This is a genomic window from Pseudomonas sp. ERMR1:02, from assembly GCF_002277815.1.
In the GTDB taxonomy this organism is placed as follows: Bacteria; Pseudomonadota; Gammaproteobacteria; order Pseudomonadales; family Pseudomonadaceae; genus Aquipseudomonas.
This window is the reverse complement of record NZ_NKJI01000014.1, coordinates 118696-140391: the sequence shown is the minus strand read 5'-3', so window position 1 is coordinate 140391 and position 21696 is coordinate 118696. Positions and strand designations below refer to the sequence as shown.

Here is a 21696-nt window from a genome sequence, read left to right as displayed (position 1 = left end):
CGAGAAGGATGACATTCAAAAACTTGCCAATAGAAACAACGCTGCGCACATGGCTTTACTCCACACGGCTATACCAGACGACAGACTTGTTTGAACGAAAGACGTGGACCAGCCGCGCGCAACTTATTTGTACTGCCAAAGCCAAGGCTGCAGAGGAAATTACTTTTCCAGCGCCATTAGGGGAGAACGCTGTATCTATTAACTAACTATTCGCTGAGGCGTGATGGCTGACACGCTTGGAGCTACGCAGTCGCAGACAGGCCAAGGCAATTAACAACTGAAGGGTAGCTATAACGAATAGCGCAGTGGGCAAAGCACTGTTCACGCCCTGAGTAATAGCTAACACCACCAAAGGGCTGAAAAACTCACCGGCAAAAAACGTTGCCGTGAATAGGCCTACTGCACGGCCGCGTTGAGAGAAATCGACCAGCGACATGATCCAGGTTATCAAGGTCGGTAGCATCAGACCGAGGCCCATACCATTGATCAGTACCGCAACAACCACCATTGCGTGGTTGCCGGCCATAGCCATCAGCAAGCCACCAGCGCCTGCCAAGACGAAGGCCAACAGCAACTGACGGCGCCCTGGCATGCCGCTCAGCAGACGGAAACCCAAGGCCCCAGCCAACACCCCAAGTTGGTTGGCGCCCATGGTCATGCCGATCTGTTGCGGCGCATCAACATGCAACAGAATGAGCAAGTAACCAGCCTGCACTGGCACAATGAATAGGCTCAGTCCAGCCAAAACAGCAAGCACATACAGCGGAGTAAGGGCTGGCCAAGGAAAATGCTTGGTGGGGACCTCGCCGACATTAACTTCGGCGCGCTGTGCAACCGGCTCCCACAAGTACTTGGCCATCAACGGCAGAAACACAAGACCCACGGCATATAGTGCAAAAGGAGTGCGCCATCCGATCTCGCCCATCGCGCCGCCAACAGCCATAAAAACAGCGGCAGATAAGGAAGTCGCTACCATTTGTAAAGCAATTATGCGATCACGGCGAGCGCCGCTGTAGTAGTCGCCTATTAGCGTGGTGCAGCAGGTCATAATCGAAGCTTCTGCCAAACCGATACCCGCCCGGCTGAGGACGATGGCGTGCAGGGACTCCAGCCACAACGGCAAGACGCCGCATACTGAATAGAGCAACATCGCGACTAACAACAGTGGCTTGCGCCCTAGGCGATCGGCAATTATGCCGGCAAAAGGTGCGAGCATGGCAACCACCAGCGCGGGCAAAGTCAATGCAATGGGTACCAACACAGTTGCGCCAGGCGTCTCGGCATAGTGCTGCTGCATGCGCGGCAGTACTGGAGCCAGAAGCACCGCACCTAGTACGGGTAAGCAACTACCGAATAACAGCAACATGGATTGCGGCAATCCCGCCTGACGTGGCGGGCTCATCGCTTGGCCTCGTCTTGGCCGAGTCCGGTAAATGCTGCAGCAAAGGCGATCAGGCCTAAGCTGATCGCCAACCTGAATTTCTGTCCAAAGCACTGCAGTCGTGGCATCGTCATGTTCTCTCTTTTTGTTATGGGCACGCGCTCACCGCGCGTGACTGGCAATTGGGTTCTGCTGCTGTGGTTTTTCGAAGGCAGTAGTAACGGGCTCGATGCGCTTGCCCTGGGCTTTATGACAGGCATTGGAGCCAGCCTCGCGCAGTCTGGACACAGGCATCAGGAAATACGCCAGGGCAGGTAACAAGACCAGAGCACCCACCATATTCCAGATGAACATGAAGGCCAGCAGAATCCCCATGTCGGCTTGGAACTTGATCGGTGAGAAAGCCCAGGTGGCGACACCGATGGCCAGTGTCACACCCGTCAGTATCACAACCTTGCCCGTGGATAGCAGCGCCTGGTAATAAGACTCGGACAAGCTCTCACCCTTGCGCATATGACCGAGCAAAATGCTCATGACATACAGCGCATAGTCCACACCGATGCCCACACCCAAGGCGATTACTGGCAACGTCGCCACCTTGACGCCGATGTTCAGCCAGACCATTAGTGCTTCGCACAAAATAGAGGTAAACATCAGTGGAATCACTGCACAAACCGTCGCGCGCCAAGAGCGGAACGTAATCAGGCACAACAAGATTACGGCGGCGTAGACCCAGATCAGCATTTCTCGGTTGGCTTGCTTAACCACAATATTGGTAGCAGCCTCGATCCCGGCACTGCCAGCGGCGAGCAGGAACTGCACCTCTTCGGTGTTGTTGGCGGCGGCAAACTGCTCAACATGATCAACCAGAAGGGTTAATGTCGAGGCCTTGTGATCTGTCAGATAGACGTAGAGAGTGAGCAAGCTGCAGTCTTCGTTGTACAGGCCACGCGGCGCACCGGCAGTGATCATATTCAACATAGATTGGTTTTTCTGCAGCTCATACCACTTCGCATTTCCTTCACTGAGGCCAACCAGCATGCGGCGGCTGAGCAAGGCCAGCGAGTTGGTCGAGTCCACGCCTGGCAGGTTGCGCAATTGCCAGTCAAGGGCATCAACCTTATTGAGAATGTCGTAACGGGCACAGGCACCGGCCGGGGTTTTGACCATTACCGCGAACAGATCACTGCTCGCACCGTACTTCTGCGTGAGGAATGCATCATCACGGTTGTAGCGCGAGTCCGGGCGCAGTTCTGGCGCTCCAGTATCGAGATCACCAATGCTGAGGTGCTCGCTGACCGTGAAACCGAATACGGCTAACGCCAGGCTTGCTGCCACGCACACAGTTGCCCAACGGCGTTGGGTAAATAGATCCAAAAAACGCCAGAATAGGTGACGCTGCCGGCCGGCCTCCTCGGCCTGCTCACCTTTCAGGCTCAGTTGGGCAGCCCGCGGGCTGACACCGATGTAAGACAACAACACCGGCAACAGTATCAGGTTGGTGAAAATCAATACCGCAACACCGATGCTGGCGATCAGGGCCAGATCCTGAATGACCTGGATTTTGATGATCGTCAACACCGCAAAGCCCACCGCATCACAAAGTAGCGCGGTAAGCCCGGCCAGGAACAGCCGTCGGAAGGTAAAGCGAGCAGCCACTACACGGCCCATACCGCGGCCAATGTCCTGCATGATGCCGTTCATCTTCTGTGCGCCGTGACTCATGCCAATGGCAAACACCAAGAACGGAACCAATACCGAATAGGGATCAAGCTGATAGCCCAATATCGGCAACAAGCCCATTTGCCAAACCACCGCTACCAGCGAGCAGAGCACCACTAACAGGGTGCTACGCACACAGCGCGTGTACCAGTAGAGCACCGCCGTGGTAATCACAATTGCCATGACGAAGAACAGCACGATTTGTTCGAGACCGGCGATCAGATCGCCGACCTTCTTGGCGAAACCGGTGATGTGAATACTGATGTTGTCGCTTGAATACTGAGTCCGTAGCACTTCCAGTTGCTCAGACAGCACGGAATAGTTCAGCGGTTTTCCATCTGCTGTTTTCGCCAGCAGTGGCACATAAATGATGCTAGAGCGCTGGTCGAAAGCTACCAGCTGACCAATTTCGTTGGATAGCTGCACATTGCGTTTGAGCTGATTAAGGCTGGTGCTTTGGCCATCGTAGCCATCCGGAATTACCGGCCCACCGTCCAACCCTTCTTCAGTGACCGCTACCCAACGGGTTGCTGGGGTCCACAGCGACTTCATATATGCACGATCGACGCCTGGTAGCAGGTAGACCTGATCACTCAATTTTTGCAGGGTTTTGAGGTACTCGGCGTCGTAAATATCGCCGTGCTTATTAGCTACTGCGATGCGCAAAGCATTACCCAATCCACTCAACTCGCGTTGGTGATTCAGATAGTTGGCAATATAAGGATGGTGCGTTGGAATCATTTTCTCGAAGCTGGCATTGAGCTCTACTCGACTCGACTGAAAGCCCAGCACCAGCGTGGTTAGCAGGCACAAGACCAGCACCCAGATACGGTGATTGAACAGTGCGCGCTCGAGCACCGAGCCAGAGCGCGGGTCAAAATGGGCAAGATCACTGGCGTTAAAACTGTTAGAGGACTTCATAACCTCACTCCGCTACTGCTGTGGATAGCTGCGGTATACGCAACAGCCCTGTAAATCCAGCAACCACCACACTGCCGTCGGAAGCCTGGACCACGCTCGTGACAGGCTTGCCCAAAGGCTTGCCATAGAACTGCAGGGCAGTTCCGGCCTGAGAGTTATTGAAAAACAAAGCCCCTGCCTGATTGACAAGCAACGTGCGGCCATCGGCTAGGCGTGTGGCATCGCTGAAAGACACCGGCATGGGCGCTGGCATTAGCTCGAAGCTCTGCCCAGCATCGCGGGAAAGGAAAGCATGACCTTTTAAGCCGGCCACAACCAGCGCGCCGTCATCACGTAACTGCGCGGTAAAAAAGCTGCCCTCATAGGGGCTTTCGAGTTGCACGAAGGACTGGCCGTCATCGTCGGAACGGGCCATATAACCTTGCTCGCCGACAATGAACCAATGCGTCCCCTGCTTAGCGATGGCATATAAATGAGCCCCTGCAGGGTTATCACTTTTGCCCATCCGCGAATTCCAGCTGGCGCCACCATCTGTGGTTTCCAATAACATGCCATACGCACCTGCAATAAGGCCGCGCTTGGCATCGCTAAAGTGAAGTGCTAGAAAAGGTTTGTCCGGCCCATCGGCAATCAAACGTTCGGCATTCTGGATGCGTAAATCTGCGGCCTCTATATCTAAAGCGGAAGCCTCATCTTTACGTGCATTGTCCAGTTCAATATTGGCTGCAGCCAGTCCACTAAGTTGCACCGCCCACTGCTCGCCACCATTTACAGTCGCTAGAACCACACCGGCATGACCGAGCGCCCAACCGTGCTGAGCGTCGACAAATTGTACGGCCGTGAGGCTAACCGATACCGGAACAGGTACTTGTCGCCAGCTCTGACCATCGTCGTCTGAAAGCAACACCACCCCCCGCTCACCCACCGCGACCAAACGCTGCCCTGCTCGTGCCAGATCAATCAGCACAGCTTTACTAGGTACTGTTACGTGCATGGCAGGGGTATTTAAAGGAGAGCCGACAGCAGATATTGCCGCTTGGCAGATCAAGCTGTTGGCTGACAGTACCAATGCGAGCATCAAGCCTTTTGCAGGAGGTGTTATTTTCATTATTGGCCTCAAAAAATCGCGTCTTGCAGTGGGGCCGGCCTACGCCAGCCCCAGAACATCAAGCAACAGCGTTAACGCACGCCCTGCCCCGCCATGGCGGCTGGCGAAAACTCGGAACCTTTATATCGATCAACGATGCCGTATTGCTCCGGGAGCCCCGAATAGACGTTCTGTATAAACCAGGCACCTGATGTCAAGTCATAAAAGCCGGACGACAAGGTCGCGTGAGCTGGGATATCCGGCATCACCGCAGGCAGTGCCCACAAGGTTTTTGCCAACTGACCACTAGCATCCCAACGGTCGCCCAGCAGAGCTTGCCAACTGTCCTCGTCCAGGTAGTACCGTCCTTTAGGCAGTTGGTGGCGCTTGCCCGGAGCCAAGTTAGCTTCGACCACCCAGACACGGTGCAACTCCCATCGCACATAATCTGGATTCATGTGGTGCTTGGCGAACAAGTCTTCAGGCTTGGCAGCGGTCTGGACCTTATTGCCGTTATAGGGCACGTACATTTCTTGTTTGCCTACCAACTTCCAGTTGAAGATATCCAACCGTCCCGAGTAAACCGACAGTTCATCGAAGCTCATGACCCCAGCAGTAGCCGGTGTAGGCGTGTCGCAGCAGGCGTTAGGTAGTTTGCGGACCCGTCGCTGGCCCGCTAGGTAAACGTGAGATTGGCTCTTGTCGCCGTTAAGGTTGGCCCGGCCCAGGACCTGCTCGCCAGTTCGGATAGGCGGACCAATATTAAGCAGGCGGAACATCCAGTAAAAGCCATCAAAAGTTTCCGCAGAACCTTCCGGGTAGTAGTACGGCATCTCCTGGATGGCTTTACCGTCTGTGGTCATTACCTGAACGCCATCAGCGGTCATTAAGTGGTGACGAAAATGCATGGAAACCGAGGTACCACGCCAGGAAAGCAGGTGGTTCCACATAGCTTCTTCGCCGGTCTTTGGAATCGGAAACGGAATCCCGCCGTAAGCACCGTCCGGGATGACTCCCGCGCTGCTGTCGATTAACTTGGCGTTGACAGCATTCCTGGCAGAGTTGTCGTAGACCCATTGAGGGGCTGCTGCGGTACGGTGGGTAGGGTAAACATCAACCCGATAAGTTTCCGGGTACTTGGCAAACATCGCCTTGGTGCCATCGTTTAGCTTGTCCGCATATTGAGCCAGGTTTTTGGCAGTAATACTGAACAAAGGCTTTTCTGCGGAGAAAGGATCAAGGCGTTTTCCACCCTGTCTGTAGGCTGGATCCACCTTGGTATAACCACCGTCCCAGGCAGGGATACTGCCATCGGCGTTGCCGGCTTTTTCTCCACCCAGGGGGGTCAGAGTTTTGCCCAACTGGGCAGCTTCTGGTGCAGTCGCCGCCATGGCGGGTGAAACACTAATAACCATGGCACTGACCAAGGCAAAGCACAGCGACTTAAGTTTGAACTGGATAGTCATACTCACGCTCTCTTAAAAAGTGGTCTTGACGGAAAAAGCAAGGAAGTCCCGATCTTTCAGCGACTGTTCGAAATTGAAAGTGCTGGCCGCACTGACATTGGTATTCTCAGGGCCGTAATAGTGGGTGTAGGTCAGCCCGACAGTCACCCTATCCAGGTAGGTGCCACTGACTCCAATGTTCATATCGCCGCCACGGTCCGGGCCGAAGGAGCCGACTACCGACGATTTGCCCATCGGGAAATAGCTGATACCGACTGGAACGCTCAGGTCGAGGCCGGGATATATCTGCCGATAGGTCGGGGTAAACACCAACTTCATGCCCACACCATCATCAGTGGCATCGGGGCTAAGCGCCTCATTGTTTTTGGTAACACTGAGCAAACGGTTCCAGGCAATCTCGCCTACCATTGCTGACTCTTCGGCGATAAAGGACGGACCGAACGATGCGAGGAAGTTGAGGTTGACATGCGCAGTACGGCCCACTGCATACAACGCATGATTGTTGTTATCCGCTGCTTGGCCAGGAGCAATGGTTACACCGTTAGATACCAGTGGCATGTTCCAGCGCATCGACGTTTCGCCGGCCCAGCTGAATTTCCCAACTGTGGTAGAAAAGCTAGCGCCAAAGGCTTGGATATCTTCAGGGTAAACCCAGTAATACTCACCGATTTTGCCGGTGCTAAATTCAGGCGCACCAGCAGTGGGCTTCAGGTAAAGCTTGGGCGTTTTGTCGTTGTACTGGATGGCATACACGCCGTAATCGACGCTTTCCGCAGAATAGCGAAGCTGCAACCCGCCCTGGCCTGAGCTTTTAGCATCTTTGTCTTTGCCATGAAAAAACGCGGCTGGACTGTCAGGATTTCCGCCCAAAAATGACGGGAACGGTCCTCCAACGATTATTCGTTCATTACCTTCCCCGATGTTGTCACCGGTCGAGAAGTAACTACCGGAACCTGGCAGACGGGTCTCTTCCCACTCAAGTTGGTAGTAAGCACCTACCGACAAGTCATCGGTTAGCTGATAAGTAGTTGACAGCTGATTGACCGGCCGGGTGATTTCCTTGAACTGGGTGTTGGGTACCGAGACTGCCTTGACTACGTCAACTGGCGCCATACCGCCAGCAATGCCGTTGGCACCGAAGAACAAGCTTTCACCCCAAATCAGGCCATGCCGGCCCGCACGGACTGAAACTGCCCGATTCGCTAACTCACCGTTCCAGTAAATAAAAGCATCGAGAATTTCACCATCGCCACCATGCAGGTGACGAACGTCATCAGTGAAGTGGTTATATGCCACAGAGCGCTGATTGGAACGGGTGGGGTCATCATTGTCGTTGTCATCTTGGTATTTGGTGTCGTACCACGTGGCACCGCTGACGCGGGCACCGAAATCTCCAAAAGACATATCTAACTCGGACAAAATATCCAGGCGGTTGGAGATCAGCCCCTTATCGAAGTTGCGGTCACCGTCATCCTGGTTAAGGGCTACCGGCCCCTTAGTCAGTCGACTGCTTTGATCCTTCAGACGCCAAGCAGAGCTGTATTTGAGGGTGTTATCCCACTGAAGACTAATATCTGGGTTACCCGTATCAATTTGGAAGGCCTCAGCAGTTGGCGCGCCAAGTACCAAGAGAGCCGCTAGCGTCAGGATGAACGGTGCGTACCTAGGCTCAGCGACGTTGCAATATGACATTAATTTAGCCTCATTATTATTGTTATGCGGTGGTTCTTAAGGGGGCACAGCCTTCTTGCAGGGGCACTTAGCCCCCCTTGGCCGGGTATTCAATAAGTTTCCAGAGGAGCGGCTAGACGCCGCAAACAGTCAGATCGGTTCAGCGGTGAGCGCGAGTATTTTTTTGACCAGTGCAACACTGTCAAAGCTGCGGTCTTTGGCGATTTCTTTCTCACCGACCATGACCGAGCTTTGCGCAATACACTTACAGCGCTCAAACCGACGCGCCATAAAGCGCTGAAGCTGATGTTCGATATTGCCGCCAGCAGTCAACTCTTCGCTGAGCACCACGGCATCTTCAATAGCCATGCCGGCGCCCTGCCCAAGATGTGGTGTAGTGGCGTGAGCAGCATCGCCAATCAGCAGCACCCGACCGCGGTACCAAGGCTCATCGACGAACACCACTTCCAGCGGTTTGTAGACCACCTTTGCACTGTCGTTGATTTGCTCGCGCAACTCACCGATCAAACCGTCGAAGCCATGCAGGCGCTGACGCATCTCTGCAGCCAGAGTGGTCCTATTCATCCGTGGATTAGTCGGTTCATGGGAGGTCACAAACATGTACATAAGATCATCTGCCAGCGGTACCAGGCCCGCGTTGCCAGCCGGGCCCTGATAGGTAGCAAGGTGATCAATATGTGCATTACGAGGAAAGTTGTAGCGCCAGACAGACTGACCGGTGAAGCGCGGTTGATATTTGTCACTGAACAGCAGGCCACGAACTTTCGAGAACAAACCATCTGCGCCGACCACCAGGCTATAACTATCCTGGCTGCCATCGGTGAACACCACGTCTACGCCCTCTGCATCCTCACTCAGGGTTTCAACAGACAGTCCAAGTCGAACACTCGTGCCCAGCTCGATAGCGGTTTCGCTCAGTACCTTGTGCAAAGCCAGACGGGAAATACCAACGTTGGCCGGGTACTGTGGCCCAGCCAACCGCTGGCCAGGAATGCGTGCCAACTGCTGGCCTGACGCAGTGTTGATGGTCACGTCATCAAAGGCAAAAGCGGCGTCCAGATAGCCGTCGAGCACGCCCAGCTTAGACATCTCGCGGACTACATTGCCCTGCTGAATGATGCCGACCCCATAGACAGTCCACTCTGAGTTGAGCTCTACGAGATCTACATCAATGCCTTTACGACGTAATGCAATGGCGGCGCACAGACCACCGATACCACCACCTACTACCAACACCTTGCTCACTGTATTCATGGCGTTCCCACGTCTGTTCTTATAATTCGATTGAGCTGCGCGTTGACGAATCAGGCTTCGTCATCCGCGGAACTCACACTACGCACTTGCTGATTTTCAGTTTCGGGGCAAATCAAGGATTTGACTAATCGCATGTAAGGATGCAAGGCATCAAAAAAACCGATACCAAGCTCAAGCTACACCTACCTGCAGTTGATCGATCGAAATCATCAGCCATCCCTTCTCAATCCGATATTCAAGGGCGCTCAAACTCTCTCCCAGGCACGGCCCATAGACACACAAACCGGACTCAGGAAGGAACTGTGCACCGTGCGCGTAGCAAATGACTCGTTGGCCGTCGGCGGACATAAAACGGTCTTTGCGGTACTCCAAACGCACATCCAAATGCGGGCAGCTGTTGCGGTACAGCCTCACTTCGCCCTGATGAACCAAAGCAAATAGGCTATCTCGCCCCAGACCCAGCGGATCGAATCCGCGGGACTGCCCCTCTGCGAGCTCACTAACCAGGCACAGCGCCACCTTCTCCATGCACGCAGCCCTATTAAGCATGTTTTGGCTGGGGACCGCCCGGCGCCCACTTCTCTTTCGAGGAGAAAAGGAACAGCTGCGAGTTATCCGCTGTGAGCGGCGCTTGGCGTGCCTCCCAGTCGCCGTCATGTTTGTCCATGTCGGCGTCGTATTCGATATGACAACCCAGTGGGCTGTTGAAGTACCAAAACCAGTTAGAGCCAAACAGGTGACGGCCAGGCCCCCAGAAGCTGGTCCAACCTTTCTGCTCAAAACGCCGCCCCGCCAACAGCACTTCAGTTCCACTGCCGAGGTGAAATGTGAAGTGCTCGCAGCCCTTCATGTGGGGAGGAGTCTGGATCATGAACAGGCAGTGGTGGTCATCCGAACCCGCTGGACGCATAAACGGGCCGGCCCCAATGAAGGTATCGGTAGTAACAAAACCCAGGCGTTTGTAAAAAGCTTCCGCCTTGGCAGCATCTGGAACGAAATACACCACATGTGACAGGGTGCGCGGAATGGCGGGCATGTCGAGACTAATGCCCGGCTGATTGTGCGGGCGCTGGGGCGTGCTACCTGGGGCGTTGGTGAGATCAGCCGGGGCCGAAAACTCACGACGCACACTGACTTGAAAGGCGATGGCAAAACCCATGTCATCGACGCTATGCAACGCACCATTTTTGTCACGGGTTACTTGTCGATCACGCGCCAACTCATCTTCGATGGCGTCAAGGTCAGCCGCGCTGGATACCCCGTACACGGTTTCGCGAATAGATGAGCCTGGCCCCATCGCCAACGGCAGACTTGTGTCATCTGCCGAGCGAATGATGATTGAAGTCCCGTCCAAGGCTTCGAAACGACCGCCCTTCTCGTCCGCATCTACCGAGGTTAATCCATAGTCAAGCAGGCACTCGGTACAAGACTTAATGTCATCGACGCCAAATACAAGGGCGTCAAGGCCAATGATTTTCATGGCTACCACTCCGTTAAAATTATGATTATTAGGTTCAGTACGATGGGCGGCGTTGATATGTAACGAGCTGGCCATGACCGAATAGGGACATAGAATGCTGACACCTGCGATTGCTGACTAATCGCATGTACGGATGAGACGTATCGACTAAACCGATATCTAGCGACACGCCCATCAGAAATGTGGAGCTGTGTCACGGATGGACTGGCGCGACCAGCTAAGGTCTTGACGACGCCATGCTAGCGCGCGAAGGTATCGCGAAAACAAATAGAAGAAGCGGAACCCATCCATGCGCTTAGATCATCTGGATTTGAATTTACTTATAGGTCTCGACATTCTGCTCGATGAGCAGAACATCACCCGAGCCGCAGAACGAATGCACATGAGTCAGTCCGCTACCAGCGGCGTATTGGCTCGATTGAGAACGTATTTCGAGGACGAGTTACTGGTTCCGGTAGGACGCAAAATGCAGCCCACTCCCTATGCTCTTGAACTGGCTGCTCCAGTACGCGAAGTGCTGCTCACTATTCGCTCCTCGATCACCACCAGGAAGGTGTTTGACCCTGCCAGCAGCAAGCGTCACTTTCGGGTAATAACCTCGGACTACCTGATCAGCGTACTGTTCGCGAGGGTCATTCAGCGCATTCATGAAATAGCACCAAACATCACTTTTGAAATGATTAGCCCTCGCGGCAACTCAAGTGACTTCCTGGTTCGCGGAGAGGTTGATTTGATGATCGTTCCCGAGCGATACATCATAGATGGACATCCTTCACAGGTTCTGTTTGAGGAAGAACACGTCTGCGTAGTCTGCGCAAACAACGACCGGGTCGGCGACAGCCTTTCGCTGGAGCAATATATGGAGATGGGGCACGTCTCGGTTGGCTTTGGTCGTACTCGAGAATTAAGTATCGAGGACTGGCTTATGAGCCGATACGGTTTTAATCGGCGATTAGAGGTCATCACTAACGACTTCAATACACTCCCGCAGCTAATCGTTGGAACCCAGCGCATTGCTACCATGCACCAACGGCTGGCCAAGCTTTATGCCACACATCTCCCACTTCGCATCCTGCCTACCCCAGTGAAAATCCCTGTCATGCGCGAAGTCATGATCTGGCATCGCACAATGGAGCAAGACGTAATACACCGGTGGCTCCGGGAGAGCATCTGTGCGTTCATCAACGACCTCGATCAGTTCTAAATAGCCAGCAACGATCACAATTTTTGATACCTGCCATCCAAACTCTCGACTGGCCAAATACCAATGCCGCTGTATACCGTTGTTGTCCTGATTGTTCGTGCTTGTCTGCATGAGTACGGACCCAGCCACTGTTCATAACAAGGACAAAAACAATGTTTCGTTACTTCCCCACAAACTATGTTTGGGACCTCTCCGTAAATCTGTCTATCGAGATGGGCGCCCGAATGGGCGAGATCGAAGAGATGTGCCAGCCGCTCACTGAAGCAGCCAAACAACCCGATGCAGCCGGCACTACAGCCTTCCGCGAAACCTGGTCGAAGATGGCAAACAAGCTTTGTAGCATGGCTGAAGAAGACCAGGCCGCAGGCCGACTTCTGTCCGCAGGTGAAAAATACAAACGCGCGTCTAACTACTACCTGACTGGCGAGCGCTTGCAAGCCCATGGTGCCCCTGGCCGTGCCGAAATGTACCAACTCGCGCTGCAGAATTTTGCCCGTGGGATCGATCTGGGCAGAGAAAACTGCGAACGCGTAGAGATCCCTTATGAGGGCGCGCACATCAGCGGCCTGCTAGTGCGTGCGGAAGGTGTTGATGGTCCAGCACCGATTCTGGTGCAGCTCAATGGCTTGGACTCCACCAAAGAGATGAAGTATCTCGTAGGGCTGCCGGCGGCGCTCGCCAAGCGCGGTGTATCGTCGTTGATCATTGATCAACCAGGCACAGGCGAAGCGTTGCGTCTGCACAACCTGACTGCTCGCTATGACAGCGAGCATTGGGCAAGTCGCGTAGTTGACTGGCTGGAAACCCGCGCCGACGTCGATGCAAAGCGTATTGGCATGGAAGGAGTCTCCCTGGGCGGCTACTACAGCCCCGCGCAGTAGCCTTTGAACCACGCTTTGCGTGCGGCGTCTCCTGGGGTGCGAACCACGACTGGCGTGACGTGCAGAAGCGGCGCATGGAAAATGAGGGCACTTTCCCAGTTCCCCATTATTGGGCGCACGTATGCTGGGTTTGGGGCGCAAAAGATCAGGAAGACTTCATGCGCATTGCCGAAAACGTCCACCTCGACGGCGTGCTCGACCGAATTAAGGTGCCATTTCTGGTTACTCACGGCTCGAAAGACTCACAGATTCCGCTTAAGTGGGCATATCGCACCTACGAGCAACTAGTAAATAGCCCTAAACGCGAGCTGAAGATTTTCACCGAGCGCGAAGGTGGCGTGCAGCATGCAAGTTTCGATAACAGTATCAACGCAGCTCACTACATCGCTGATTGGGTAGCGCAAACACTAGGCGGCCGCACTTCCTGATCGAGTATCACAAGCTGCCTAGTCCTGAAACAGGTCTGTTTCACCCCAACGCTCGATGCACCGCATCGGGCGTTTTGTATTGTGCGCCCAGCATGGGCGCAATCTTGTGGGTGAAAGTCCCGCCGTGAGCTGACCACAGCGAACGAAGTGAAGCGCAACTGCATGAGGGTGACCGAGTGTGGGGAGGAAGCGTGAATCGAAACCGTGAGCCGATGGACAAGAACCGGATATAAGGCGATGCCGACCAGGGCGAGCGGGCAATAAATCGCAAAGCTCTTGTGGTCAAAGGGCGGCAACGTAAATCCGGCGGTTGTGCGGGGAAGGATTGCGTTCTTACCTGGGGAGATCTCGCCTCGTGCCTGAAAGGGCGACGGCGTAAGCCGGAGCGAGAAGTCAGCAGAGGCCGTAGTAGTCTTTTTTTTGACGAAGGGCCGAACGAGAGAAAGCGTTATAGGCCATGTTGATGCGAACGACCGGAAGTCAGATGCCTGCCAAACGCGGGGCGGATAGAGACTGCGAACGGTGAAACCGTGAGAAGCTCCGTCAGCGACGAGGTCAATCGCCCGCAAAATGAACCCGACAACGCAGGGCAAGGGCTGCTGGAGCGGGCCTTTGCGAGAGAAAACCTGAAACGGGCGTGGAAGCGGGTCAAGGCCAACAAAGGTGCGGCGGGAGTCGACGGTCTGGATATTGAACAGACCGCCGAGCATCTGCTGACTCGATGGCCAACAATTCGTGAACAGCTTCTATCAGGTGTCTACCGGCCCAGTCCGGTACGCCGAGTGGTCATTCCCAAACCTGACGGCGGTCAGCGCGAGTTGGGTATTCCCACGGTCACCGACCGCTTGATCCAACAAGCGTTCCTGCAAGTCTTGCAGCCAATACTCGATCCGACGTTCAGTGAACATAGCTACGGCTTTCGCCCGGGGCGCTCGGCGCAGGATGCCGTTCTAGCGGCTCAGCGTCATGTGTCTTCAGGGCGCAGAGTGGTGGTGGATGTTGATCTGGAGAAGTTCTTTGACCGGGTCGATCACGACATTTTGATTGATCGTCTAGGCAAAAGGATCGCGGACCGGGCGGTTGTTCGCTTGATCCGGGCTTATCTGGATGCGGGAACGCTGATCAATGACGTGGTCGAGAAAAGCCGCTGCGGGGCGCCGCAAGGCGGTCCGCTGTCGCCGTTGCTGGCGAATGTGCTGCTGGACGAAGTGGATCGGGAGCTTGAGCGTCGAGGTCATTGCTTCGTGCGCTATGCCGACGATGCGAATGTGTATGTCCGCAGTCATAAGGCGGGGCAACGGGTGATGGACTTGCTGAAGCGTCTGTATGAAAGGCTGCACTTGAGCGTCAACGAGAGCAAGAGTGCGGTGGCGAGCGCGTTTGGCCGCAAGTTTCTGGGATACGCCTTCTGGGCTTCTCCACAAGGCGTCAAAAGAGCAGTGGCGGTCAAGGCGCGCAAGCAGTTCAAACAACGGATACGCGAACTCACCCGTCGCTCAGGCGGTCGCAGTCTGCGACAAGTTGTCGAGAACCTACGCCCTTATCTTATGGGCTGGAAAACTTACTTCGGGTTGTCACAAACGCCGAAAATCTGGCGAGAGCTGGACGAGTGGATGCGACACCGATTGCGAGCGATCCAGCTTAAACAATGGAGGCGTGGTCCGACGATTTACCGCGAACTGCGGGGGTTGGGAGCCAGCAGCCAAACGGCTCGGAAAGTGGCGGCCAACTCTCATAGCTGGTGGCGTAACAGCCGCTTTGAGCTCAATCGAGTGTTGAATGTGGCGTGGTTCGACAGACTGGGTCTGGTGCGACTCTCATAACCTCAATCTCTCGAACCGCCCGGTGCGGACCCGCATGCCGGGTGGTGTGGCAGGGGAGCGGCCTATGAAGGCCGCCCCCTATGCCGATTTAAAGCCAAGTGCGGGCGCTCCTGGTTGTAGATCAAGATCACCTCCCGAACCATCTGCTCCGCTTGCGCCAGCTCACTCGGCATTGAGCACTGTCAGTGAATGCTTTTCGGAACGGACTCGGTCACCAGATGAAAGCAGCCACCTGCGAGTTTGCCTCCAACCAATGGATCCCTTTGAAAAATAAATTCTGCATTGTTCGATAATCGAACCATTTAAACTTTGCGTATGTTATTGTTTTAAAACGGTTTTCTTCTATTTATAGAAAAATACAGATAAGTTTTTTCTAGCAAGTACTTTTCAATGGATCCATAAATTGATTGACTGGCGCCAACCGGTGTCAGGTACTACGCCTGCCCGCTCATAAAAATAACAAGGGTGTCGTGATGAGTGACTTCTCAATCGGGCTCAAGCCTTGGCTTGTACCCACCTTCGTGTGCCATTGCAGCTTTACCTGTACGCAACCTCGTATCGAGGGGCGACCATGACTGTCGATCTGAAGAGCGTGGTGGATGAGCGGCCAATGGCGCCATTCCAGTGGCTGGCCGTGGGCATCTGCATTGTTCTGAACATGATTGATGGCTTCGACGTGCTGGTGATGGCCTTCACGGCCTCCTCGGTGTCTGCCGAATGGGGCCTGAACGGGGCACAGATCGGCTTGTTGTTGAGTGCCGGATTGTTTGGCATGGCGGCAGGCTCTCTGTTCATTGCGCCATGGGCGGATCGCTTTGGTCGTCGCCCACTGATCCTGTTTTGCTTGCTGCTCTCCGGGGTCGGCATGCTGTTGTCGGCGCTGAGCCAGACCCCCGTGCAACTGGCGATGCTGCGCGGGCTGACCGGGCTGGGCATTGGCGGGATCCTGGCCAGCAGCAACGTGATTGCCAGTGAGTACGCCAACAAACGCTGGCGAGGATTGGCGGTCAGCCTGCAATCTACCGGTTATGCCTTGGGCGCGACCCTTGGGGGCTTGTTGTCGGTGTGGCTGCTGACGCACTTTGGCTGGCGCTCGGTGTTCATCTTCGGTGGCGCCGTGACCCTGGCGGTGATTCCCCTGGTGCTGCTGTACTTGCCTGAGTCGCTGGATTTTCTGATTGCCCGCCGTCCCGTCAACGCCTTGGCACGGGTCAATCGTCTGGCCGCCCACCTCGGCCAGCCCGCCCTGCGCGACTTGCCCATCGCCGCGACAGCGCCGACCTCGGGCCGCGGACGCGTGGCGCAGTTGCTCTCACCGGCCTCGCGGCGCACCACCCTGCTGATCTGGTTGCTGTTCTTCCTGGTGATGTTCGGCTTCTACTTCGTGATGAGCTGGACGCCGAAGCTGCTGGTAGCGGCAGGGTTGTCGGCACAACAAGGCATCAGCGGCGGAGTGTTGCTGAGCGTCGGCGGTATTTTCGGCGCGGCACTGATTGGCGGCATGGCCTCGCGCTGGCGGCTGACTCGCGTGCTGTCGCTGTTCATGCTGATGACCGCAGGCTTGCTGGTGTTGTTCGTCGGCTCGGCTTCATCGGTGTCAATGGCGCTCGGCCTGGGTCTGTTGATCGGCCTGTTTTCCAACGGCTGCGTGGCGGGGCTGTACGCGTTGTCGCCGATTGTCTATGACGCTTCGGTGCGCGCGACGGGGGTTGGTTGGGGCATCGGTATCGGGCGTATTGGCGCGATTCTTTCGCCGACCGTCGCCGGTCTGTTGCTGGACAGCGGCTGGCAACCCTTGCACCTGTATGGGGTGTTTGCCGTGGTTTTCGTCATCGCCGCCGTTGTGCTTCTGGCACTTCGGCCAGGCGCCCAACCACAGCCTGACACCCAACTCAGCCGGGCCTGACACCCTTGCAAAGAGGTAGCGGGGGCCGCCCCGCTACAGACTACGTCCTCCCAGGAACATAACAATAATGACTAGCTTCCCCCTCCCTCCCGGGCCCTGCTCGGCGGTGCAATGGCGCTTGCCCTGATACCTTGCGCCAATGCCGAAAGCGAAGGTTTTTTCGAAGATTCCAAGACCAGCCTAATGCTGCGAAATTACTATTTCAATCGTGATTTCCGGGACCCGGGCGCCAGCAAGAGCAAGGTAGAAGAATGGGCTCAAGGCGCCATCCTCAAATTCAATTCCGGCTATACACCTGGCACGCTCGGCTTTGGCCTTGATGGTATAGCCATGCTCGGCATTAAGCTCGACAGCGGCCCGCAACGCAGCGGTTCGGAACTGTTGCCGGTGCACGACGATGGGCGCTCCGCCGACAACTACGGGCGCGCTGGCGTGGCGGCAAAAATGCGTTTATCCGCCACCGAGCTGCTGCACGGTGAGCTCATGCCGGACATTCCGCTGCTGCGCTACGATGACGGCCGCCTGCTGCCCCAGACCTTCCGGGGTACCCAGTTGGTGTCCCGGGAGCTTCCAGGGCTGAATCTGCAGGCGGGTCGATACACCGCCGTGAGCCTGCGCAACTCCTCCGACATGCAAGACCTCTCTGCCTGGGCTGCTCCTGCCGTTACGTCGAACAGTTTCAAGTATGCAGGCGCCGATTACCGCTTCAATGACCAGCAAACCCAGATCGGCGCCTGGCACTCGCAACTCGAAGACATCTACCAGCAAAGCTACCTGAACCTGCTGCATAAGCAGACGTTCGGTGACTGGGCCCTCGCCGCCAACCTGGGGTATTTCATCGACAAGGAAGACGGCAGCGCACGTATCGGCAATGTGCAAAGCCACACCGCCTACGGGTTATTCTCGGCCAGGCTCGGCGGTCATACCCTGTACCTTGGCCTGCAGAAGGTCAGCGGCGATACCGGCTGGATGTCGGTCTATGGCAGTAGCGGTCGGACTTTGGGCAACGACATGTTCAACGGCAATTTCAGCAACGCCGATGAACGCTCCTGGCAGGCTCGCTATGACTACGACTTCGCCACCATCGGTATCCCCGGCCTTTTGCTGATGACCCGCTACGGCCACGGCGACAACGCCACCACCAAGGTTGGAAGCAATGGCAAGGAATGGGAACGTGACACCGAAGTCAGCTACACCCTGCAAAGTGGCCCGCTGAAAAACCTCAGCGTGCGTGTCAACAATGCCACCAACCGTCGCAGTTTCAATAGCGACCTCGACCAGACCCGCGTGATCATCAGCTACCCGTTGTCCCTCTGATCGCCTTCCTCCAGGGGCGCTCGTCGCCCCTGCAGCTTGCCCCTCCTTGCGTTACTATGGCGACCCACCTCTCTGGAAGTCGCCTGCATGAGTAAACCCGGTCAAATGGTGCTGGTCGCACTGCGCAAAATGATTGCCTCGGGCGAACTGGCGGCCGGCGAGCGGCTGATGGAAATACCTACAGCGGAACGCTTCGGTGTCTCGCGCATGCCGGTACGCATGGCTTTCCTTACCCTCGAACAGGAAGGCTTGCTGGTGCGCCATGGCGGACGGGGTTATCAGGTGCGCTCGCTGAGCGCCGACGATATCGCCGGGGCCGTGGAAGTGCGTGGGGTATTGGAGGGGCTGGCCGCACGGCAGAGTGCCGAGCGTGGATTGAGCGAACAGGCGCAGGCGGCGCTGCGCGAGTGCTTGGTGCAAGGCGACGCACTGTTCGACAAAGGCTATGTGACAGAAGAGGACCTTGAGGTATTCCATGACCTCAACATGCGCTTTCATCAGGTGATCGTCGAAAGCAGCGCTAACCCGGCCATCGCCGAAGCCCTGGCGCGCAACGACCATCGCCCCTTTGCCTCGGTATCGGCGCTGGCCATCGATCGCGAAGACATGGTGCGCGAATACCGGCGCTTCAACTTCGCCCACATGCAACACCACTCGGTGTTCGATGCGCTGGTCAGCCGCCAGGGCGCCCGCGCGGAAGCCATCATGCGCGAGCATGCCAATGCGACCCTGCGCTACGCCGAGGTGTTTGGTGCTGGCAGCACTAGCGAACGGATAAAGGTGATCGCGCGCGGCGAGTAAACGACTGGTTCAGAGGTCCAGCACCAACAGCGCCGATTTGGCCCTCGAACAGCAGGGCGTGAATTGATCATTGGCGGCCTGCTCGTCTTCGGTGAGAAACAGGTCGCGGTGATCGGGCACCCCTTCCAGCACACGGGTCAGGCAGGTTCCACAAACACCCTGCTCGCACGAAACAGGAATCTCTACACCGTAGCTCTCCAGCACCTGGACCACCGTCTTGTCGGCCGGAATGTCGAACACCTGCCCGCTACCGCCAAGCTTGACCTGGAACGCCCCATCGGCACTGGCGTCCACCGGTGCCGCAGCGAAGTATTCACGGTGCAACTGTCCGTCTCTCCAACCCTGGGCTTTGGCGCTGTCAAGCACATGCTGCATGAAACCCGAAGGGCCACAGACATATAGATGCACGTCCGGCGCCGGGTTTGCCAAAACCTCGGCGGCGTTCAGGCGCGACTCGACTTCCTCATCGAAGTGCAAATGCACGCGATCGGAAAAAGATGACCCTTTCAGTCGTTCGACAAAAGCCGCACGTCCACTGGAGCGAGCACAGTAATGCAATTCGAAATCGGCACCGCTGTGGGCCAGTTGCTCGGCCATGGACAGAATCGGGGTAATGCCGATGCCGCCGGCGAACAACAGGCTGCGCCTTCCCTCTCCCACCAACGGAAAAAGGTTACGTGGCTCGCTGATGAACAGCCGATCGCCACTGTTGATCAGCTCATGCATGCTCTGAGAACCACCGCGCGAGGCGGCATCCTTGAGCACGCCGATCAGGTAGCGATGGCGCTCTTGCGGATGATTGCACAGTGAGTACTGGCGGATCAGTCCGCTGGGCAAGTGCACGTCGATATGAGCCCCCGCACTGAAGCTGGGCAATGGCCCTCCTCGTGCGCAGGTCAACTCGTAGCTGCAAATATCCAATGCTTCGTTGTTGCGGGATGTCACGACGACTTCAATCATGTCGCACCTTCAGGACCAGCTACCGCAGTAGCCGCGAACAATAGGAATGGGAGTGGTCAGACGGAGTTCAAGGGAACTCCCCTTCGCTATTTGACCGACGTAATAAGCTCAATTTCCGGTGCGCGCTCACGGGCAATGATGCGTTCCAGCACACGCCTGGACTGCACCCCACCAGCATCGATGTTGAGCTTGAGCAAGTTGCGTTGAGGATTGGCCAGTAGGTTTTTCTGCTGTTGCTCGAGCATGTCCAGATCTTCGCTGAAGATCTTTCCCTGGCCCTCGCGAATGCTGGCGGTCAAGTCCTGGTCATGGGGTTTGAAGTTGCGCGCCATGCCCCAGAAGTACCAGATCGAGGTGTCGGTTTCCGGGGTAATGAAGTCGACCACGATGCTCGCCGCCTTATGTTGCGGCTCTGCGTGGTAACCGCCCTTGCCGGCATGGGCGACGCCCACTTCGATCAATACGTGACTGGGCGGGCTGAAGCGGCAGATCTGCCAACGGTCCACCGGCACATCGTCGGCCAGGTTGTTGCCACGCAGGGCCATGCGCCAGAACGGTGGCGCCATGATGTTTTCCATGTGGCGTGCCGTGACAACTTCGTCCCCCTGAACCGTGGTGACCGGCTGCACTTCATCGATCTCTTTCTGGCCAATGCTGGAGGCGTGCACGTAGGTTTCGTGGGTGAGGTCCATCAGGTTATCGATCATCAGGCGATAGTCGCAGCCGATGTGAAACAACCCACCGCCGTAGGCCCACTCATCACTGACAGCCCATTCCAAGTGATGAATCAGCGCGGGGTCAGCCTTGTCCTGCTCCCCAGGCCAGACCCAGATAAAACCGTAACGCTCTTCGACCGCGTAAATCTTGTTGCACGGAAAGCCCCGTACGCGTTGACCCGGCATTTCAACAGTCTTGCCGTCACAGCCCATCACCAGACCGTGGTACCCACAGACCAGGTTGCCATTCTCGACATACCCAAGCGATAAGGGGGCGCCGCGATGCGGGCAAAAATCCTCGACGGCGGCAACACGCCCCTCATGGCCTCGATAGAAGACGATTTTCTCACCGCAAATTTGCCGCCCCAGGGGCTTTTCAGTGATCTCGTCCGGGGTGCAGGCGACATACCAGGTGTTTCTCGGATACATGAAGATCTCCAGCGCAGGCTTGTTTTTGTGGATCCATTAAATCTGTATATCCGCGTTAAAGTCAAGCATTACGCCTATTTACAGACACTAGTGGATCCATTGGTATTTGACAAAAGACCTGGATCAGTGCCGTGACTAGCGTCCGAAATGCCAAGGCTGTATTTGGGATCGCGATAAACGCTGGGCACTGAGTGACGCGTTCGACGCTGTTAAGCGTAAAGATTTGAA

At 55.9% G+C, this 21696-nt stretch carries 16 protein-coding genes and 1 pseudogene; 6 read left to right on the top strand and 11 right to left on the bottom strand.

The window, feature by feature from the left end:
- Window positions 1-202: 202 nt before the first annotated feature.
- From CES87_RS22600 to CES87_RS22565, 8 genes are all read right to left on the bottom strand, one after another.
- Window positions 203-1402: an MFS transporter gene (locus tag CES87_RS22600; RefSeq protein WP_128607851.1), complete on the bottom strand. Its 1200-nt coding sequence runs from the start codon at window positions 1400-1402 to the stop codon at window positions 203-205.
- 141 nt (window positions 1403-1543) lie between these two features.
- Entirely contained in the window at window positions 1544-4024 is a 2481-nt protein-coding gene (locus CES87_RS22595) for an RND family transporter (protein ID WP_128607850.1), read from the bottom strand.
- 4 nt (window positions 4025-4028) lie between these two features.
- Window positions 4029-5132, bottom strand: a complete 1104-nt coding sequence (locus CES87_RS22590; protein WP_128607849.1) for a YCF48-related protein — start codon at window positions 5130-5132, stop codon at window positions 4029-4031.
- A gap of 71 nt (window positions 5133-5203) precedes the next feature.
- Entirely contained in the window at window positions 5204-6577 is a 1374-nt protein-coding gene (locus tag CES87_RS22585) for a DUF1329 domain-containing protein (protein ID WP_128607848.1), read from the bottom strand.
- A 12-nt stretch (window positions 6578-6589) separates the two neighbouring features.
- Window positions 6590-8269, bottom strand: a complete 1680-nt coding sequence (locus CES87_RS22580) for a DUF1302 domain-containing protein (protein WP_128607847.1) — start codon at window positions 8267-8269, stop codon at window positions 6590-6592.
- A 129-nt stretch (window positions 8270-8398) separates the two neighbouring features.
- Entirely contained in the window at window positions 8399-9523 is a 1125-nt protein-coding gene (locus CES87_RS22575) for an FAD-dependent oxidoreductase (RefSeq protein WP_128607846.1), read from the bottom strand.
- 171 nt (window positions 9524-9694) lie between these two features.
- The gene (locus tag CES87_RS22570) at window positions 9695-10051 is read right to left on the bottom strand and encodes a Rieske 2Fe-2S domain-containing protein (RefSeq protein ID WP_128607845.1); all 357 of its coding nucleotides are present in this window, start codon (window positions 10049-10051) and stop codon (window positions 9695-9697) included.
- 13 nt (window positions 10052-10064) lie between these two features.
- The gene (locus tag CES87_RS22565) at window positions 10065-11003 is read right to left on the bottom strand and encodes a VOC family protein (protein WP_128607844.1); all 939 of its coding nucleotides are present in this window, start codon (window positions 11001-11003) and stop codon (window positions 10065-10067) included.
- Between the two features lie 289 nt (window positions 11004-11292).
- Here CES87_RS22565 and CES87_RS22560 point away from each other — a divergent pair, with 289 nt between their 5' ends.
- From CES87_RS22560 to ltrA, 3 genes and pseudogenes are all read left to right on the top strand, one after another.
- A complete protein-coding gene (locus CES87_RS22560; RefSeq protein WP_128607843.1) occupies window positions 11293-12207 on the top strand; it encodes a LysR family transcriptional regulator in 915 nt (304 codons plus the stop codon).
- Window positions 12208-12359: 152 nt separating this feature from the next.
- Window positions 12360-13516, top strand: a pseudogene (locus CES87_RS22555) (alpha/beta hydrolase family protein).
- Between the two features lie 530 nt (window positions 13517-14046).
- Window positions 14047-15339, top strand: coding sequence for a group II intron reverse transcriptase/maturase (ltrA, locus tag CES87_RS22545; protein ID WP_128606251.1), 1293 nt, complete (start codon window positions 14047-14049; stop codon window positions 15337-15339).
- Window positions 15340-15401: 62 nt separating this feature from the next.
- Here the strand turns inward: ltrA and CES87_RS34505 are convergent, their stop codons facing one another.
- Window positions 15402-15512 (bottom strand): integrase core domain-containing protein, encoded by a 111-nt coding sequence (locus tag CES87_RS34505; protein ID WP_371858250.1) that lies wholly within the window; start codon window positions 15510-15512, stop codon window positions 15402-15404.
- Between the two features lie 398 nt (window positions 15513-15910).
- Here CES87_RS34505 and CES87_RS22540 point away from each other — a divergent pair, with 398 nt between their 5' ends.
- From CES87_RS22540 to CES87_RS22530, 3 genes are all read left to right on the top strand, one after another.
- Window positions 15911-17245 (top strand): MFS transporter, encoded by a 1335-nt coding sequence (locus CES87_RS22540; protein ID WP_128607842.1) that lies wholly within the window; start codon window positions 15911-15913, stop codon window positions 17243-17245.
- Between the two features lie 111 nt (window positions 17246-17356).
- On the top strand, window positions 17357-18562 hold the full coding sequence (locus CES87_RS22535) for an OprD family porin (RefSeq protein WP_128607841.1): 1206 nt from the start codon (window positions 17357-17359) through the stop codon (window positions 18560-18562).
- A gap of 87 nt (window positions 18563-18649) precedes the next feature.
- Window positions 18650-19363 carry a GntR family transcriptional regulator gene (locus CES87_RS22530; RefSeq protein WP_128607840.1) on the top strand — a complete coding sequence of 238 codons (714 nt, stop codon included), beginning with the start codon at window positions 18650-18652 and terminating at the stop codon, window positions 19361-19363.
- A gap of 9 nt (window positions 19364-19372) precedes the next feature.
- Here the strand turns inward: CES87_RS22530 and CES87_RS22525 are convergent, their stop codons facing one another.
- Together CES87_RS22525 and CES87_RS22520 are read right to left on the bottom strand one after the other, a co-directional pair.
- On the bottom strand, window positions 19373-20323 hold the full coding sequence (locus tag CES87_RS22525) for a PDR/VanB family oxidoreductase (protein WP_128607839.1): 951 nt from the start codon (window positions 20321-20323) through the stop codon (window positions 19373-19375).
- A gap of 86 nt (window positions 20324-20409) precedes the next feature.
- A complete protein-coding gene (locus tag CES87_RS22520; protein WP_128607838.1) occupies window positions 20410-21468 on the bottom strand; it encodes an aromatic ring-hydroxylating dioxygenase subunit alpha in 1059 nt (352 codons plus the stop codon).
- Between the last annotated feature and the right edge of the window lie 228 nt (window positions 21469-21696).